This window comes from Fictibacillus halophilus (assembly GCF_042680145.1).
Lineage (GTDB): Bacteria > Bacillota > Bacilli > Bacillales > Fictibacillaceae > Fictibacillus > Fictibacillus halophilus_A.
In genome coordinates this window covers 2,325,887-2,344,465 of sequence record NZ_JBHTNQ010000001.1, presented here as the reverse complement: position 1 = coordinate 2,344,465, position 18,579 = coordinate 2,325,887, and the positions used below count along the sequence as shown (strand labels likewise).

Annotated in this window: 19 protein-coding genes; 18 read left to right on the top strand and 1 reads right to left on the bottom strand. The window is 36.8% G+C overall.

Features of this window, described 5'->3' with window-relative positions; genetic code table 11:
• Position 1 precedes the first annotated feature (1 nt).
• A complete protein-coding gene (locus ACFQ4X_RS12035; protein ID WP_379835412.1) occupies positions 2 to 718 on the bottom strand; it encodes a hypothetical protein in 717 nt (238 codons plus the stop codon).
• A gap of 84 nt (positions 719 to 802) precedes the next feature.
• On the opposite strand from ACFQ4X_RS12035, the gene ACFQ4X_RS12030 reads away from it, so the two are divergent.
• From ACFQ4X_RS12030 to ACFQ4X_RS11945, 18 genes are all read left to right on the top strand, one after another.
• Positions 803 to 1,027, top strand: coding sequence for a hypothetical protein (locus ACFQ4X_RS12030; protein ID WP_379835410.1), 225 nt, complete (start codon positions 803 to 805; stop codon positions 1,025 to 1,027).
• Positions 1,028 to 1,129: 102 nt separating this feature from the next.
• Positions 1,130 to 1,579 (top strand): YndM family protein, encoded by a 450-nt coding sequence (locus ACFQ4X_RS12025; RefSeq protein ID WP_379835408.1) that lies wholly within the window; start codon positions 1,130 to 1,132, stop codon positions 1,577 to 1,579.
• Positions 1,580 to 2,073: 494 nt separating this feature from the next.
• Positions 2,074 to 3,294 carry an ROK family protein gene (locus tag ACFQ4X_RS12020; protein ID WP_379835406.1) on the top strand — a complete coding sequence of 407 codons (1,221 nt, stop codon included), beginning with the start codon at positions 2,074 to 2,076 and terminating at the stop codon, positions 3,292 to 3,294.
• Between the two features lie 12 nt (positions 3,295 to 3,306).
• Complete coding sequence (locus ACFQ4X_RS12015) at positions 3,307 to 4,191, top strand: carbohydrate ABC transporter permease (protein WP_379835404.1); 885 nt, start codon at positions 3,307 to 3,309, stop codon at positions 4,189 to 4,191.
• Complete coding sequence (locus tag ACFQ4X_RS12010) at positions 4,181 to 5,062, top strand: carbohydrate ABC transporter permease (protein WP_379835402.1); 882 nt, start codon at positions 4,181 to 4,183, stop codon at positions 5,060 to 5,062. Before ACFQ4X_RS12015 ends, ACFQ4X_RS12010 begins: the two co-directional genes overlap by 11 nt.
• A gap of 21 nt (positions 5,063 to 5,083) precedes the next feature.
• The gene (locus tag ACFQ4X_RS12005; protein ID WP_251321237.1) at positions 5,084 to 6,352 is read left to right on the top strand and encodes an ABC transporter substrate-binding protein; all 1,269 of its coding nucleotides are present in this window, start codon (positions 5,084 to 5,086) and stop codon (positions 6,350 to 6,352) included.
• Between the two features lie 58 nt (positions 6,353 to 6,410).
• Positions 6,411 to 9,872: a TIM-barrel domain-containing protein gene (locus ACFQ4X_RS12000; protein ID WP_379835399.1), complete on the top strand. Its 3,462-nt coding sequence runs from the start codon at positions 6,411 to 6,413 to the stop codon at positions 9,870 to 9,872.
• 19 nt (positions 9,873 to 9,891) lie between these two features.
• Complete coding sequence (locus tag ACFQ4X_RS11995; RefSeq protein WP_379835397.1) at positions 9,892 to 10,872, top strand: LacI family DNA-binding transcriptional regulator; 981 nt, start codon at positions 9,892 to 9,894, stop codon at positions 10,870 to 10,872.
• 520 nt (positions 10,873 to 11,392) lie between these two features.
• Positions 11,393 to 11,797 carry a YkvA family protein gene (locus ACFQ4X_RS11990; protein WP_379835396.1) on the top strand — a complete coding sequence of 135 codons (405 nt, stop codon included), beginning with the start codon at positions 11,393 to 11,395 and terminating at the stop codon, positions 11,795 to 11,797.
• Positions 11,798 to 11,858: 61 nt separating this feature from the next.
• Positions 11,859 to 12,371: a hypothetical protein gene (locus ACFQ4X_RS11985; protein ID WP_379835394.1), complete on the top strand. Its 513-nt coding sequence runs from the start codon at positions 11,859 to 11,861 to the stop codon at positions 12,369 to 12,371.
• A 62-nt stretch (positions 12,372 to 12,433) separates the two neighbouring features.
• The gene (locus tag ACFQ4X_RS11980) at positions 12,434 to 12,997 is read left to right on the top strand and encodes a hypothetical protein (protein ID WP_379835393.1); all 564 of its coding nucleotides are present in this window, start codon (positions 12,434 to 12,436) and stop codon (positions 12,995 to 12,997) included.
• A 951-nt stretch (positions 12,998 to 13,948) separates the two neighbouring features.
• Positions 13,949 to 14,221: a DUF2277 domain-containing protein gene (locus tag ACFQ4X_RS11975; protein WP_379835391.1), complete on the top strand. Its 273-nt coding sequence runs from the start codon at positions 13,949 to 13,951 to the stop codon at positions 14,219 to 14,221.
• A gap of 191 nt (positions 14,222 to 14,412) precedes the next feature.
• Positions 14,413 to 15,375 (top strand): helix-turn-helix transcriptional regulator, encoded by a 963-nt coding sequence (locus tag ACFQ4X_RS11970; RefSeq protein WP_379835390.1) that lies wholly within the window; start codon positions 14,413 to 14,415, stop codon positions 15,373 to 15,375.
• 74 nt (positions 15,376 to 15,449) lie between these two features.
• Positions 15,450 to 16,082 carry a type 1 glutamine amidotransferase family protein gene (locus ACFQ4X_RS11965; RefSeq protein ID WP_379835388.1) on the top strand — a complete coding sequence of 211 codons (633 nt, stop codon included), beginning with the start codon at positions 15,450 to 15,452 and terminating at the stop codon, positions 16,080 to 16,082.
• 312 nt (positions 16,083 to 16,394) lie between these two features.
• Complete coding sequence (locus ACFQ4X_RS11960) at positions 16,395 to 16,619, top strand: hypothetical protein (RefSeq protein ID WP_379835387.1); 225 nt, start codon at positions 16,395 to 16,397, stop codon at positions 16,617 to 16,619.
• Between the two features lie 96 nt (positions 16,620 to 16,715).
• Positions 16,716 to 17,195 carry an NUDIX domain-containing protein gene (locus ACFQ4X_RS11955; RefSeq protein WP_379835385.1) on the top strand — a complete coding sequence of 160 codons (480 nt, stop codon included), beginning with the start codon at positions 16,716 to 16,718 and terminating at the stop codon, positions 17,193 to 17,195.
• Between the two features lie 109 nt (positions 17,196 to 17,304).
• Entirely contained in the window at positions 17,305 to 18,195 is an 891-nt protein-coding gene (locus ACFQ4X_RS11950; protein ID WP_379835384.1) for an alpha/beta fold hydrolase, read from the top strand.
• Positions 18,192 to 18,521 (top strand): HIT domain-containing protein, encoded by a 330-nt coding sequence (locus ACFQ4X_RS11945; protein ID WP_379835382.1) that lies wholly within the window; start codon positions 18,192 to 18,194, stop codon positions 18,519 to 18,521. The genes ACFQ4X_RS11950 and ACFQ4X_RS11945 overlap by 4 nt, the downstream gene beginning before the upstream one ends.
• Positions 18,522 to 18,579: the final 58 nt, after the last annotated feature.

Below are 18,579 nucleotides of genomic sequence, written 5' to 3'. Positions count from 1 at the left end.
ATTAAAATGAAAGATAAATTCTTCCGTCTGTTTTAGAAATATGGTAGCTCTCGAATTCACCAAGTTCAACGATTGTTTCCTTGCCAGTTTCTACTACAGTTTTAATCTGCTCTTTAATTGAGGGATGCATGTCATAAAGGATGGCTGCATGCTCAACAGGAACAGATCTTGAACCTGTGCTGAACATGATAAGTGGTTCACCTGTATCATTGGAATACATCGCAAATGAGTCACTATATTCAATCGCGTATAACGCAGCATTATGCTTTTTGGCTATTTCAATTAAATCAGCTAAATTTTCTTCTGCAGAATCCGTGATATTTACAAACGTATAACCATCAATCACTCTTGTTTCAGGGTTAACTGTTTTAATTTCTTTTTCATTAATTGTTCTCCCGGTACCGCATTTAACAGGCTTCTTATCTTCAACTTGGGTTCGTTGATCATTTGACTCTTCAACCTTAGGTGATTCTTGTTTGTTAACACCGTCAACTACTGGAACTTTTTCTTCACCCATTGTTTGTTGTTTATAAGGCTTTTGACTAGGCTCATTCGAGATTATTTCAGCTGAACGATCAGATGTATGTATTTCAATATTATCTTTTACGTATAGATCAGAAGTTGCCTTGGCTTTGCTTTCAAAATCATTATAAGTAAACACACCGACTGTAAGCAGTGCTGAAACTGTAAAAATAACTGCACGATTTCTTTTCTTCAATTTAAATCCCCCTTAAAAGCTAGTTCACTTATTAGACGATAATGCCTCATATTTGGTTTCAATTATTACGAAAATATTTCACTAATGTTACATAAATTCAATGTTTTTTTAAAAGAAGCAACAGCCAGTGGTCTTTCACAGGCTATTTTTGGTAAAGCCGCGTTATTGCCATTCCCATGGACACATGTTGATCCTGTATTTTATGCTCTGCTTCTTTCAACAGTTGTATTCATTGCCGGAACGTTAATGGATAAAACCGCAAACTTAAATAAACAAAGAGAAAAAACAGAAATAATACCTGCTGTTTAGGAATAAAAAAATCCCTCACAAAACTTGTGAGGGATTCAAATTGCTTAAGTATGAACCTTCTTGTTTTGTTGCAAACTAGGAACAGAATAAGGAGGTCTTTAATTGGAACAAGCTAAAGGAATTTTAATCAAATTTATCGTCTCTTTGATCGCGTTTTGGATTGCATTGGATTTATTTTTTGATGCATCAATCAGTGATGTCATTTCTTTCGCCGTAACTGCTACAGCAGTATCTTATATTCTTGCTGATCGAATCCTTTTGCCGCGACTTGGTAAAAAGAATACACTAATGGCGGAATTTATTTTAATCTATATGATTGTATGGGTTTTTGGTTCCATTCTTCTAAACGGCTATCTCCAAATTGCGTGGGGAAGTATTATTTCTGCCGGTATTATAACAGCAGGGGAAGTTTTCGTTCATCAATACTTGTTAAAACATATGCCATCAAGAACAAAGGTGAAGCGCCAGCATAGAAGATTTAGACAGCCAAGTCTAAGATATGCGACTGAGTTTGCAGAAGAGCAAGACCCAAGAGATAAAAAGAAAAAATAAACCCCTTGAGTTCTCAAGGGGTTTTTCGTTATGTATGGTGGAGACTAGCGGGATCGAACCGCTGACCTTTTGGCTGCCAGAGGAAATCCAGAAATAAAACTGAGTTAATTCTGACTCAATAAGATTAAATAAGTCTTATTTTATAAGGGTTTTTAGAAATTCGGAATAAACATAAAACAATTTAAACCAATAGAATAAAATACGTCTGTGCACTAATTTGTGCACTGATTTTTATTAAAATTCATTTTGGAAATTAGAAAGAGCCTTTAAAAATAGCTTAGAAAAGGGCTTCTTTAATCACCTCTACTACCAATGTAATAACTAAATAGGAATCCTAACTATTTATTTTTCTGCTAAGATGAAAAGCTAATCTTAATCAACGAGGATTAGCTTTATCTTTTAAAAATAAATGTCAGAAAAATTAAAATATATACTTGCTTCACTGAATAAAGGAAGTTATAATCATAATTAGAAAATAAAGGAAAGGTATGATTATGGATAAATTACGTATAGGAAATCGAAATCTGATCAAAGATATCAACCGTGCACTGGTAATCGAAAACATTCGGGTTAACGGCCCGATTAGTCGAACAGATGTATCCAAGAAAGTAAAGCTCAGCTTATCGACTGTAACCAATATTGTAGAAGACTTGATTACGAACAATTTGGTTTATGAGGTTGGAACCGCTACTTCAACAGGCGGCAGACGTCCCATCCTCTTAGAACTGAATGACAATTTCGGCTACACGTTCGGTATCAAGATCGAAGAGAGACAAGTCATCATTGCCCTCACAAACTTAAAAGCTACCATCCTCTTAAAAAAACATTATTCTTTCATCAAAGGAAGTTCACCTGAAGTCGTTCTTAACATGATACAGCAAGGCATTGAAGAAATATTATTCCAGTTTGGAATTACAAATGAATACATCTTAGGAATCGGACTCGCTTCTTCTGGACTCATCAGCGGTAAGGATGGAAAGGTCCTACGATCGACGCTTCTCAATTGGGAGGATATCGACCTATGTGCACAACTTAGAGAACGCTATAATGTTCCTATTTTTATTGATAATGATGTAAACGCTTACACGTTAGCGGAGTATTGTCTAGGTATCGGTCAGCTGCACAAGAACTTTATCTGTCTTTCCGTCGGAGCGGGAATCGGTACAGGGATTGTAATCAACAATCAACTTTATTACGGGGAACATGGCGGGGCAGGAGAATTTGGGCATATCATCGTCAACATCGACGGTTATAAATGCCATTGCGGTCAGAACGGGTGCCTTGAGATGTATGCATCTGAACCCTTCTTAGCCATAGAAGGAAACTATCTAAAAGCTCAATATGCAAACACTCTATTAGATGAAGACTTTTCGTTTTCTAAAGTATATCAAGCGGCAACAAAAAGAGATGATTTAGCGATCGAACTCTTAAAGAGGCTTGGTAAGAACATTGGCGTTGGCATGATAAGTGCAATCAACAGCTTCAACCCTTCGATGGTCGTATTAGTCGGAGAGGGCATGATCGCAAAAGATTTCTTCCTTCCTTATGCACTTAAACTAGCTGATCAAAACTTTTTCTCAAACGCGAACTGTAAGACCCAGATCAAGTTATCTAAACTCGGTGACGATGCATGGGTGCAAGGTGCAGCTCTCCTTGCGATCAATCAACTGTTCCAAGTTCCGTTATATGAGGAATCAGAACTCTTAATTAAGTAAAGGAGGATAAAGATGGTAGGGGATAAAGGTTGGAAAAAATGGCTAGTCATCAGTTTTTTCCTGTTACCTAACTTTATCGGATTTCTCGTCTTTATTGGTATCCCTATACTCAAATCCCTCGGACTTAGTTTTACGAAGTGGGATTTATTATCAACTCCTGAGTTTATTGGCTTTGATAATTATAAAGGAATCATTGAAGACACAGAATTTTGGTCTGCACTAAAGAACACACTTCTGTTTATAATTGCATACTTACCAACAGTATTGATAGTAGCTCTTGGTATCGCGATGCTTTTAAATAAGAACATGAAAGGAAGAGCTTTCTTCCGAGCCGCTTATTTCATCCCGGTTGTTTCATCTTGGGTCGCCGTGTCCCTCATTTGGAAATGGCTCTTCAACCCAGCCTATGGTCTGGTTAACTACTTTTTATCTTGGTTTGGATTTGTCGGTCCTGACTGGCTACAAGATCCACAATGGGCGATGATCGCTATTGTACTAACGAGTGTTTGGAAAGATACAGGCTTTGTTATGGTCTTATTTTTAGCAGGGTTACAAAATATATCGGAAACATACTATGAAGCTGCTGAAATTGATGGGGCTTCACCGATAAAAAAGTTTCTTCACATCACGATTCCACTTCTTACACCTACGACTTTTTTCATCCTTATTATCTCATTGATCAATTCGTTTCAAGTGTTTGATCAGGTCATGATCATGACTGAAGGTGGACCTGCCGGTTCGACAACGGTCCTTGTTCAGAAGATTTACAACCATGCTTTTCGCTATTTTGAAATGGGCTATGCTTCAGCGGTCTCATGGGTACTCTTCCTTATCATATTTATTGTTACCCTGATCCAAAACAGACTACAAAAGAGGTGGGTTGATTATGAACAGTGATGTAACGGTCGTCACGAAAAAACAAACAACACAACCCGTCATCTCCCTCAACAAGAGAAAATGGCTGAAAAGAATCGCCTTCTACTCGACGATCAGTCTAGGGGCACTCATCATGATCATCCCTTTTTTATGGATGTTATCAACATCGATCAAAGATCAAGGAGCAACGATGACGCTTCCACCTCAGTTCATACCGGAGACAATTACACTCACTAACTACGCACAAGTAGCCGAAACCTTCCCGATCTGGAAGTTCTTGTTCAACAGCTTTTTTGTAGCTGTCACTTCAACGCTTGGACAATTGCTACTTTGTTCGATGGCGGCTTACGCCTTCTCGAGACTTCATTTTAAGGGAAGGGACACGTTATTTCTTATCTATCTTGCGACACTGATGGTCCCGATGCAGGTCACGATGACACCTCAGTTCATTCTGATGAAGTATCTCGGCTGGCTGGATACATATCAAGGTTTAATTCTTCCGGGTTTATTTAACGCATTCGGCACGTTTTTGTTGCGACAGTTCTTTTTAGGAATACCAAAATCTTTAGAAGAAGCGGCATTTATTGATGGAGCCAGTCACTTTAGGGTGTTCTTTCAGATCATCTTGCCATTATCAAAACCGGCTCTTGCGACATTAGCCATCTTTTCTTTCATGCAATCGTGGAACAATTTTCTATGGCCGTTGATCATCGTGAGTAACCAAGATCTGATGACACTGCCGCTTGGACTTTCAATTCTTCAAGGGAGGTGGGCAACAGATTGGAATCTATTAATGGCTGGTGTCGTGATTAGTGTCATTCCGATCTTAGCTGTCTATTTATTCGCTCAGAAGTACTTCATCAAAGGTATTACATTAAGTGGGATCAAATAAAAAAAGATGAGGGGTATAAACATGAAAAAATCGGGTATCTGGGCTATTATTTTCGTTCTGTTGATAGGGATTATCGCAGGGTGTAGTTCTGAACAATCCACGGGTACAAGTAAAGACGGCACCGTAACACTAAAGTACTTTGCGTTCTCACCAGGTGAAGATCATGAAGATGAACTAAAAGCGATGATTGCTGCGTTTGAGAAGAAGAATCCAAAAATTAAAGTAGATTATGAATTGGCATCTTTTGATGATTATTTTACAAAACTTCAAACCCAGATCGCTGGAAACAACGCACCGGATGTGTTTGAACTAAACTATGAGAACTTTGTGAGTTACGCTTCTAAAGGAGCGCTCTTAGAACTCGATCCACTTATCGAAAAAGATACGAACTTTAATCCAGATAGTATCAACAAAAAAGCGTATGAAGCTTTTCAGTATGATGGCAAACAGTACGGAATGGTAGAAAGTTTCTCAAATGTTGTCCTTTTCTATAACAAAGACCTTTTTGATAAAGCGGGTGTTGAGTATCCGAACGACAGCTGGACGTGGAAAGAAGAGTTAGCGGCAGCTGAGAAACTAACGGATAAAAAGAATGGTGTTTGGGGTACGTACTCACCTGTTCAGTTTTGGGAATTCTATAAGACGATCGCACAAAATGGCGGTTCGATTCTAAACGAAGACAAGACAGAAGTAACCGTAAATAGCCCTGAAAACGTGGAGACTTTAACATGGATGATGGATAAGATGAACAAATACCATGTGACTCCAACAGAAAAAGAGATGTCAGGTCAGGCAAATGAAGATTTGTTTAAAGCAGGCAAAATCGCAATGCTTCGTACAGGAATCTGGATGTTTGATGGTTTTAAAGATGTACCGTTTAAATGGGACATCGCATTAGAGCCAGGAAACACACAAAAAGCACATCACTTCTTCGCGAACGGACTCGCGGTTTCAAAGAAAACAAAGAACGCCGAAGCGGCTTGGAAATGGGCACAGTTCATGAGTAGCTCTGAGGAAGCTGCAAAGATCAGAATCGATAGTGCGTGGGAACTTCCTGCTGTATCGAACGACGCTCTTGTAAAAGGTTATTTAGAAAAATCACCACCAGAGAGCAGAGATGTTGTCTTTAAAGCACTTGATACGTTAGTAGTTCCACCAGTGATCGAAGAATGGAGCAAGATGACGGATATGTTTGGTAAAGAGCTAGATAAAGTAAAGCTCGGTCAGGCTACACCTGAAGAAGCTTTAAAGAATGTGGAGAAAGAATTAAACACTTTGATCAAAAAATAAAACAAAAAGATACAGCCAAGAATTTTCTTGGCTGTATCTTTGTAACAGGAGAGATAAGATGATTCTACAAGACACTGATAAACCATTTGTCGCTTTTTCTTCTATTATAAAAGCACATGCTCTTCAGTTAAAAAACAATTTTGATGTATCTGAAAAACTTTTAAACAACTATCAACCGAGCGAGGCAGAGGAGACGATCTACTATCTGGCTAGTTGGGTCTGGTCTGTTGTTCAGCATGACAAAAGAAGAGGCAGACCTGATCTTACACTTATACATCAAGAAAAAATTGAGGCTATCGTCGAGACGTTAAGAAACACGTGGCAACTTCCGCAATATAACTTTTTCATGAATAGTCAGGAGAAGGATGTTTATTTCTCTAATTTAGGAATTACGTACGCTGCGTTATTAGCCGTTAAACAACAACTAGGTAAGAACTACCTACAGGCAGACCTTACAGAGATACGAGATTACTTTTTTGATCAAGGCTTAAACGGTGGGATGTTAATCAGTTCGTTAAACAAACAAACGGTCTCAACAGACCTTCTCGCGACAGTAATGCCTTTTGGTCTATTCTCACCAGAAGACTTGATCATGGTCGAAGCTGTGAAAGAAATTGAATCTAGACTCGTATCCGATCAAGGAGTGTTTACGGCACCAGGAGACAACGTACATTCCTCTGCGAGCTGTGCTTGGCTGGCCCTTTATTTTACGGAAAAAGGCGATACGAAAAAAGCGAGACACTATTTTGAAGAGACGAATAGTAGAACGAAAAACGATAAAGAAAACATACTAACTGAGAGTCTGCTCGAAATCGTTAAATACTATCTTGATGAGAGTCTGAAACTTAGTACGTCGTACCAGATAATCCATAATCCATACGGACATGGAAACCATTATGAGCCGCAACCCTTTGAACGGTTCCCTAAACAGCCTCACGTAGAGCAAGATGTAACCGTGTGTGCTGAGATCTGGCCGAATGATATCGATAAACTTTATGTATCGGTAAGAAGTGGAGAAGAAGTAAAAATGGTTCCATGCATCAAGGAGAAGGGAACGACGTGGAAGGCAAATATAGGGAGTTTTACGAAAGACGTTTCGTATGAAATTAAAGCCTTAAAAGACGGTGTGGAGGTAGCGACTAGTGAAACACATCACTTCTCTCCATTACAAACGAACGCCATAAAGTTGGTTCACTATATCGGACATTTAGAGAAAACAGTTTGGTTTAAAGGGGAAGATCTTTTAGGTTACTCATCTTTGTATGTAGGTTTTCAGTTAGAACATAATCATTCTTCACTCTCTCTTCAGTTTGAGGAACCAAAGGGATTAGAAATCACTAATTCTTCTCTCGTTATTGATTGTGGTGATAGGTATGTCATGACGCAACCGAAGTATCAGTATGAACTACATAAGAATCCTTTCTCTATCGAACTTAAAGATTCAAGTGGCAAGACGCTGATACAGAGTTATGATAAAAATTTATATCCTATCTCCTGGCTGATGGACGGACATGATTCATTCAAACTGATGTTTAACTTTAAACTCAAAGACGAAGAGAAACTGTATGGGTTCGGTGAGAGATATAACTCATTGAATCAAAGAGGAAACGTACTCGATTGTTTCGTCTACAACCAATACCGAGATCAAGGAACACGAACTTACATGCCTGTTCCTTACTTCGTCAGTTCTAAGGGTTATGGTATGTGGATCGATACCTTGAGGTGGAGTGCGTTTGATCTTGGATATAACCTTCATGACCTTCTACAGATCGAGTGTGATCTCGGAGACACACCGTTAAAGATGTACTTGTTTATGGGAGAAATCGGTGAGGTCACACAACAGTTTACGTTGGAGACGGGTAAACCTATCCTTCCACCAGTCTGGGCATTCGGGCCTTGGATGTCGAGTAACAACTGGGACCGAGATAAAGTCGTGCGAGAACAGGTGAAGTTAACGAACGAGCTTAAAATTCCTTCTACGGTGCTAGTGTTAGAGCAGTGGAGCGATGAAGCGACGTATTATATTTTTAACGATGCGGAGTATACCGTAAAAGAAGAAAGCGACTATCATCGGTATGAAGATTTTCATTTTCCTGAATGGGGAAGATGGCCAGATCCTAAAGGACTCACGGACTACCTACATGAAAACGGATTGAAACTGATTCTTTGGCAGATTCCAATCATGAAATACTTAAACAGACAGCATCATCCTCAAAAAGATAGTGATGAAGCTTATATGATTCAAAAAGGATTCATGGTAAAAAACAATGACGGGACACCTTATCGTATGCCAGAAGGGTGGTTCAAAGAGAGTATGTTGATGGATTTTTCATCTTCTGAAGGAAAAGAATGGTGGTTTAATAAACGACAATATCTTCTTGATATAGGAGTAGATGGTTTTAAGACTGATGGTGGTGAGTTCGTGTTTGGTAAGGACCTGATATTCTCTGATGGACGTAAGGGAGATGTGATGCGAAACCAATATCCGAACGACTATGTGGAAGCGTACTATGATTTCGCGAATTCAGAACATAAAGGAGACGCGATGACGTTCAGTAGAGCGGGTTATACCGGCGCTCAAAACTTTCCTGCCCATTGGGCGGGTGATGAGCGTTCCACGTTCGAGGCATTTCAGCGTTCATTGATTGCTGGGTTATCATCTGGTCTTTCTGGGATTCCGTTTTGGGGATGGGATTTAGGTGGTTTTAACGGAGATATCCCTACAGCGGAACTTTTCATTCGTTCTGTACAGATGGCTGTTTTCTGTCCAATCATGCAATATCATGCGGAGAGTAAGGGAGAATTTAACCAGGACCGAACACCGTGGAACATTGCTGAGAGAACGGGAAATCCGTATGCGATTGAAGGATATCGATTCTTTGCGAACGTTAGGATGAATCTCTTACCTTATATTTATGATCAAGCAAGGCTCTCAAGTATTTCAGGCATTCCATTGATGCGGGCTCTTTGTTTACAATATCCAGAGGATTCTAGTGTTAAGACGATGTTTGATCAATACATGTTCGGTGAAAATCTGCTTATTGCACCTGTCATTGAAGAGGGAAGTACGGAGCGAAACGTCTATTTTCCTGATGGCAAGTGGTATTGTCTATGGTCAGGTGAGGCGATCGTAGGTCCACAATTCAAACGAGTGAATGCACCTCTTGATACGATACCTGTTTACGTAAAACAAGGATCTGTTCTTTTAACGAATACAGACGAGACTCTTCGATTAGGTTCTTATGTCGGCAACCAAATCGATGGGTATACAAAACCTTTAGCGAGAATTTACCTAGAGGACGGGATGGACATCTTTATCACCGATTACTTGAATCAAAAGCTCGGCGTAAGAGCAAACCTTGTAAATGCGGAGTGGGAGGTAACGGTTGATAGTGAGATTACAGAACTGAAACTATTGTTTATTGAATCGCAATTTCCACAAGACGGTCATATCACCATCAACGATAAGCGTTGTAAATTCAAAGATCTTCAAAAAAGTGATTTAGGTTATCTCTATTAAGAAGGGATGGATGTTCTAGATGGCTACGATTCATGATGTAGCAAAGCTTGCCGGAATATCTCGAACGACCGTTTCAAGGGTCTTGAATTGCCACCCTTACGTTACAGAAGAAAAGAAGCGTAAGATATTAAACGCAATGAAACAATTAAACTATGTGCCTAATAGTTCAGCGCAACGATTACGTAAAACCAAAACGGATACGATTGCTGTCTTCGTACCACGAATCACGAACCCCTTCTTTAGTCAACTGGTAGAAGTGATGGAGAACGAGGCAGCGAAGTTTGGGTATAAACTTATTCTCTGTCAGACTCATTACAACAAAGATCAAGAGAAGAAGTTTCTTGAGCTGTTAAAAACAAAACAAGTGGATGGCGTAATTCTGACTTCGATAGAAAACGAATGGAGACATTTTAAACCGTATTTGAACGATGGTCCTATCGTGATTTGTAACGAATACGATGATGATGCTTACGTTCCGTTGGTCTATTTAGACCAAGTGATGGGTGGATACCTTGGAACGAAGCATCTCATTGACCGCGGATACAAAAGAATAGCGTATTGTGCTGGAAGTGAGAGAAGGTCCAGGTTAACAAGAGACCGGAGAAAAGGGTTCGAAAAGGCTATGAAAGAAGCAAGTTTAGTAATCGATGAAGACTGGTACTTGTACAATGCGATCAGTATAGAAGATGGGAAGAATGTGTTTCACAGATTAAAACAGTTAAGAAATAGACCGGAAGCGATTTTTACGGGCAGTGATGAAGTTGCTGCGGGGCTCTTAAAAGCAGCAAAAGATAGTGGTTGGCGGGTTCCTCAAGATCTAGCCATCATTGGTTTTGATAACCAGCCTCTCGCACAGCTGCTGGGTTTATCTACAATCGCTCAACCAGTTGAGAAAATGGGGAGTCAAACAATGAAAGTAATGATTCAAGCAATCACTGGTGAAGAAAGTAAGGACCCAACAAATTTATCCTTCCATTTGATTCATAGAACAACAACATAATTAAACGATGTAAGGAAAATATCAAATATATTGTTTTATATTTTTTTCATATAAGCTAAAAGGTTCTGATCTTTAATAAAAACAGAATAAAGGAAGTCGTACAGCTAGCTAAAAATATATGTAAATTAGCTAGCTATTTTTTGTTGATCTCCTAAATTTAAAGAATTCAACTATACTAAAATGATTATTAATTTGAATCACTTTTATTCAACAATCGGGCCAGATTGTGGAGTAATGAAATGTCTATTTTGTAGTTATTTTGAATAATTATAATTGAATTAAATGGTTTATTTTTTTGGTTTTAATCCAAAATGCCCCTGTACACTTCTTAGTAGAGATGGTGAATATGAAGAAAAATGCAGATCTATATAGGAAGGTATCAAAATTTTAAAGAGCCAAATGTTCACTGAATAAATTTTAAAATATCTTTATTTTACTTACAAATACATTCCATATTCTTGTAAAATAGAGAAGTATAGTAAGTCAAACACGCAAGCGAATCAAAGGGGGAAATATTAATATGGCAACATCAGATGAACAATTTGAAAAAGAAATGGGAGAAACAAGTAAACATTTCTCAGACGATAAGTTTTGGGGGAAGTTAAAGAAATATGCTAAAAAAGCAGGTTCATCCGTTGTTTATGCGGTTTTACTCTTATACTACACACTTCAAAAGCCAGAAGTACCAACTAAGGCTAAAGCCACTATTATAGGAGCATTAGGATATTTCATTTTACCTCTTGATTTGATTCCGGATGTAATGGTCGGTGTAGGGTATACAGATGATTTAGGAGCTTTAGGGGTTGCATTATTTCAAGTCGCTATTTATATCGACACCGATATAAAACAAAAAGCAAAAGAAAAGCTTATTGAATGGTTTGGAGATGGTGTAGATACTTCAGACATCGATTCAAAAATAAACTAGGGGGATTTCCTCTAGTTTTTCTATTACAGATAAAATTATATATTGAGATGGTGATTATTAAATGAGAAATAAAAATCCAATAGATATACATATTAATTGGTATGGGCCTTACACTTTAGATCAAGTTATTGGGTTAAATAATGACTCACAAGATTTCGGTGTTTATCAAATTTACGGGAGCCATCCTGTATACGGTTCCCATATTCTTTTATATGTAGGAAAAGCAATAAAACAAACTTTCGGAGTTAGGATACCACAACATAATTGGCACTTTAACAAAGATGGCGGTAATGTCCAGATTTATATAGGTAGATTACACCAGGGGGAAATAAAATCATTTACAGAGTGGGAAGCATTGATTACTTTAGCTGAAAACATGATTTTATACGCTTGTTCTCCAGCAAGGAATTCACAAAGTATTAAACAATTGCCAGAAGGATATGATCATATTCATATCTTGAATTGGGGACAGTATCGAGATCTACTACCTGAAATGTCAGGGAAAAGGTGGTCAGATACTATTTTGGGTGATGATTTTAATTTAGGAAATTTAGACGTTATACATAAGGAATAGCAAAGTTTTACCACCAGGTATAACAAAAATTTTATGAACTTGAACTCTAGGAGTATGAGCATATGAATACAAAATTATATTACTTAAAAACACGATATCTTGAAAAAAATGGTTTTAGAAGAAAGAGTCATAACGGATGGCTACCTCAATGGACTAAAGGAGAAATTGTTCTTGAAAATACTTGGATGACCGATGATTCTATAACATTTGAAGAATTTGAATTAGAAATTGAAAAAAAACGTGCTTCTATAGCTCCAATTATGGGTGTTGATGTTTTTGATGATTCTTTTTCAGATTTAAGAAGGAAAAAATTCCAATATTTAATGGAAAAAGGTTTTAAACCAGTAACTTCTAATAATCAAAGTATAACCTTTGAAAAGACTTATCCAGGAACTGAAGTGAAAGATATAATTTCAAGCAACAAGTTAGAAGATTCTTGTACATGGAATGATTTTTTATTCGCTTTAGACATAGCTGTTGAGTTGCGTTTACAAGCCTTAGAGGAGGAAAATAAAAGAAAACGGTTGGATTACTTAGGCTATGGTCACAAAAATAAAGAGTTTAAAGGACCAGATTTGATGAGTAAGGTTTTGCCGGGTAGTTATGGAAGTAAAAAGGGATATTGACCAACTGTTGATTTAAAATAAAGTTTGATATTTTGTAAAAAAGTTCGATAGTTATAAAAAAAGATTGATAATTTATAATAAAGTTTGATTAAAAGTCCTGTATGATATGCAGGATTTTTTTGTTCCGCAATCGGGTGCTGCTATAATCTAAGATCGGCTGCCAAAATTGGTTGCTTTTATTTTTGAATAAGTACAAACAAATACAGGTATTAAACGCTAAAATAGGAATAGAACATATTTAAGGAGATTTCAGATGAAGAATGTTCCTGGGAGAATAAAGATAGTGGCAACATTTTGTGCACTCTATTTGTCAGTCTCATTTTATTGATAATTCCTTTTTTCGAGGGGGAGACACTTGGCCCAGAAATTATAGTTTCTTTTATTATATTCTTCTTATATGCCGGTATGATTATCTTGGTCTTTGGCAGCTATGTATCGTATTGTTTAGAGTTTTTGTTGAAAAAGTGGGGAAATTACACGAATCTAAGTCTATTGATGTATATACTACTCCATGGTTTATTTGGTTCTTTATTAGGGATAATGCTTAAAGAAGTTGAACTTACCATCATAGGATTCTTGGCTGCTATTGTTTATGGAATTGTGGATGTTAAGACCGGCTTAAAGTACATAAAGAACTAAATGTTCATTAACTTATAATTGTTTTTTCTTCAACAATCGGGTGCTTTAATTGAATATCAAGAGGGCTGATAATAGCATAAGAAATAAACCAGGAGCAACCCAATAAAGGTTGCTCCTATTCTATCTATTATTCTTTTTAAACAGCTGTAAAGTAAAAAAAATATCAACGAGGGCATTTATATTAACCATCCTTGTTGCAGTTTAGAACACTTTCTGGTTCTAAAAAATTAGAGTTCCTTTTTAAATAGAAAAGGATTGTAAGGATCCCTTGTGGAATGGAATGTGAAATAAGAAAACAAAAAAGGAGAAATTATGTGCCGAAACATTAGAACATTATTTAATTTCGACCCACCAGCTACTGATGAAGAGATTCATGCAGCAGCTATTCAGTACGTCAGAAAGATAACGGGGTATAACAAACCCTCAAAGGCGAACGAGGATGCGTTTTATCACGCAGTCAATGAAGTAGCAATGATTACTAAGAATTTATTTGATACTATGGAAACCAGTGCAGAACCTCGCAATCGTGAAGTCGAAGCTGAGCGTGCTCGTGTCAGATCAGCTAAAAGATTTGGTACAAGTTAGCGAGGAATAACATTCTTATAATGAGTTATTCAACAATAGGGTGCATTTCTGTAATAAGAAATGTACTCTTTTATATGAAACTTGCCATTTAATGGAATAAGGGGATTGCTCAATATTATAGTATTTGAAATAATTGGTATTGTAAGATGGTTATTAATTATATATATAGAGGGATATAGAGGTGGAATTATATGCCTAAAATTGACAATATGTTAGCAATTCTATGGATGCTTCGTTCAGGTGAAAAAATTACTGCAAAACAAATTTCAGAAAAGTTAGAGATGAATATAAGGACTGTGTATCGTTATATTGATACAATTTCAACAAGTGGCGTACCTATAATTTCAGAACCAGGACATAACGGTGGATACACTTTATTGGACAATTTTATTGAGGCTCCTCTATTTTTTGATTTTGAGGAGCAAACTTCATTATTTCACGCTGCTGTTTTTGCAGAAGAAGCCGGATATTATGGTGGTGAGGCACTAAATAGGGCCATTTCAAAACTAAGTAACTACTCAAATCAAGAACAGGAAACAAAGGTAAACCAACATTTAACGAGTCTTGAAGTAATCAGTCGATTACGTTCACTTTCTATGGAACCTTTTTTGAAGGAGTTGGAGCAGGCCGTAGCTGACGGGTACTCAGTAAAAATTGTTTACCATAAAAGTGGAGAAAAGCAATTAAATGATAGATTGGTCGATCCGTACAGAATGATCTATTGGAATAATAAGTGGTATGTGATTGGATTTTGTCATCTTAGAAATGATATCCGTAGTTTTAGAGTAGATCGAATTGAAAGTCTAATGCTGACCGAAAATACGTTTAACCGGCCGGAAGATTTTTCAGCACGTGACTTTTTTACAAGAAATCTTCTTCCAGCTATAGAAGATAAGGAAGGGATTATTGCTTTGGTTATTTCTGGGGACAAAAGTGTATTGGATGATATTTGCCAACATTGGTTTATAGGACATTATTTACAAGAACGGACTTCAAATCAAGCCGTTTTTCTTCTTGAAAAAGATGTGATTCATACATATGTACCTTATTTACTTTTACCGTACAATCAATCTATTAAAGTGATTGAGCCGATCAGTCTGAAGAAAAGACTTGTTGAAGTTCTGTCGGAATTAATAAAATTTCATGAAGTATGATCACTTCCCTGACGCTAACTGTCAGGGAAGTTTTATTATACTGGCTATATCAATTGTGATTGGAGTGTTATTGGATGCAAACAAAAAAAGTTTTTTTATATGTATTTAATACAATGTCAGACTGGGAATATGGATATTTAATAGCTGAACTAAACTCAGGAAGGTATTTCAAAAAAGATTTAGCACCTTTAAAAGTAATGACAGTAGGAGCTAATAAAGAAATGATTACGACTATGGGAGGGCTGAGCATAAAACCAGATATGTCCCTTGATGAATGTACTTTTGAAAATAAAGATCTTTTAATTTTACCGGGAGGAACTACTTGGAGTGAAGACATTCATCAGCCTATCTTGGAAAGAATCGGCCAGGCTTTAAAGCTTGGCACCATTGTTACTGCAATTTGTGGCGCAATTGAGGCCCTCGCGAATAGGGGATACTTAGATACTAGAAAGCACACAAGTAATAACTTGGAATATACCAAAATGGTATGTACTAACTACAAAGGAGAAAAGTTTTATGAGTTGGGATCTGCGGTATCTGATGCGAATTTAGTCACCGCATCAGGAATAGCTCCTCTGGAATTTGCCATGGAGGTACTGAAAAAAATAGATGTATTTACACCAGATGCATTACATTCATGGTATAACCTAAATAAGACTCATAAACCTGAATACTTCTTCCAGTTAATGAATTCAATAAATAAATGAAGTAACTGAAAAGCTCAATTTCTCTATTTTGATTTGTAGAGAAGTTGGGCTTTTTAATTTGGAATCTCCTTATCGTTGTAAATCCGCATTTTCCTGACGCTACCCCGGAAAGGAAATAATCTTTAATAAAGCCTATTATGAAAAGGGATTGGAAAATGTATTTTAAGGGATATTCAAAATATACAAGATGGTCAGTTAGTTAAAATTACTTTTATTTCTAAAACGTCGCCTCATAGACAAGGAGTTTGGTTAAGAACTGATAAAGGTATTGAAATTTCTGCATTAAAAAGTGAAATCTATAAGAGCATAAATTTGTGGGAAGACACATCTCCAGAAGAAGTCATTATTAAATGGCATACAAACGATGGCAAATTGAGTATTTATAATATTTGGGATGAAGGTGACGGTAGAGAATCTCAATCATACTCCTCAGGAATGTTGATAAGCGAAAAAGACGGTTCATTAGTTTATAAATGCAATGAATATGGATTCGATACTGAATTTAATGATTTAATATTTTCTATTGAAAAACTATGATTCGTTCTTCAACAATCGGGTGCATTTCTTCAAGAAGGAGAAGTGCTTTTTTTATTGAAGTAAAGAGTAGATTAGTTGAGAAGGGAACGGAATGAAATGTCTTATCATATTAGGGTACGAGCTGGTGCAGTAATTATTAATAATAATAAAATTTTATTAACTGAATATAACGATCCAAAAAGAGGAGTAGTTTATGATCTACCAGCAGGCGGAACTGAACCAAACGAATCAATAGTTGAAACAGTAATAAGAGAAGCAAAAGAAGAAGCAAGTATAGATATAGAGTTGGGTCCATTAGCCTTTGTATATGAGTATGCACCCCATCTTAATTCGGAAAAGTTCGGAGATACTCACACCTTGGTTATGATGTTCGATTGTACGCTGAAAAAAGGTTCTATTCCTAAGCTACCTCTTAACCCAGACCCTAACCAAACTGGTGTTAAGTGGCTCCCTATATCCGAGTTAGAAAATGTGCAACTTTATGCTAATATTGGAAAGCAAATAAAGGAATACAACTTAAATAAAAGAAATATTGAGTTACTAGAAGAACATAAATTACTGGAAGCTATAAATTAAAAAAGTTATCTCTCTTCAACAATCGGGTGCATTTCTTAAGAAAGGAATGTGCTCTTTTTTATTGAACTAATAAAGGTTTGGAACTTTATCAAAATCGAGGTGTCTTTTATTGAGGGATGGAGAATTTAAAGCAAAATTAAATGGAATTACCCATTGGATTAGGGTAGCAGGAAGTGAGAATAATACAATTCCTTTAGTCGTTTTACACGGGGGTCCAGGTGGGAATCATTATGTATTTGAACGAACAATTGGTCCTTTACTCTCAAATAGTAGAACAGTTATTTATTATGAGCAGCGCGGATGCGGTAGAACTAGCAAACCCTCAGATGATACAAATTACTCTATTGATTTGTTGGTTGAGGATTTTAAATCTTTACTGAGATGGTTAGATGTAAAGAAAGTAGATCTACTGGGGTATTCCTTTGGGGGAGAGTTAGCTCTAGAGATTGCCCATGCAGCTTCAGAAGAAATAAATAAAATCGTTCTATCCGGACCTAGTCTAATAAATACAGAAATAAATAAGATGGTTCAGATTACGGGTTTTTGTTCGGTGGTTGATCACCAAATGTATAGACTGATGCAAGATGTCCTTAATAAAGGGTTAAATATCGACGAAACATACAACAAGTTTTGGGAATTGGTAGATAGTAAATCAGTTGATTTATTATTGTTTCAAAATCAAGACATATCAAAAAAGAATAGAAAAATGTGGGAGGAAAGTAACTTAAAAAATACGGGACTCATGTTTAAGGCATTACAAAAAAATCCTGTTGCAATCCCACTACTCGAGCGTCTAAAAGACATTAATCACCAATCTATAATTATCACGGGTGTTTTTGACCGAAATACAGGTATACCTATTTCAACGTTAATACATAAAGAATTAAGGAGTAGTGAAATCATACTGTTTAATAATAGTGCACATTTCCCTGAATTAGAGGAACCAGAAAAGTTTAATGGGACAGTCCAAGAGTTTTTAGATCGAGGAGAGGAATTATGACTGAAGACTTTTATTGTGATGAGGTTTTAAGTGGTAAAACCCACGTAAACAAAGTGTTAGAGACAGAAAATGTATTAGCCTATAATCATACAAGACCTTTTTATCCCGTACATATTGTTGCAATACCAAAGAAACATATCTCTTCTTTAATTGCATTAGAGGATAGTGATAACGAATTATTATTGGAACTACTGAGTGTAATTAAAAAGGTTGCGACTAAGGTTACAAAAGAAAATGGAGCTTGTAGAGTTATTACAAATTTAGGGTCCTATCAAGACTCAAAACATTTGCATTGGCATATTGTCTCAGGAAAACCACTGAGATAGTTATCCGCAATCGGGTGCATATCTCTATGAAGGAGAAGTGCCTTTTTTATTGAATTTC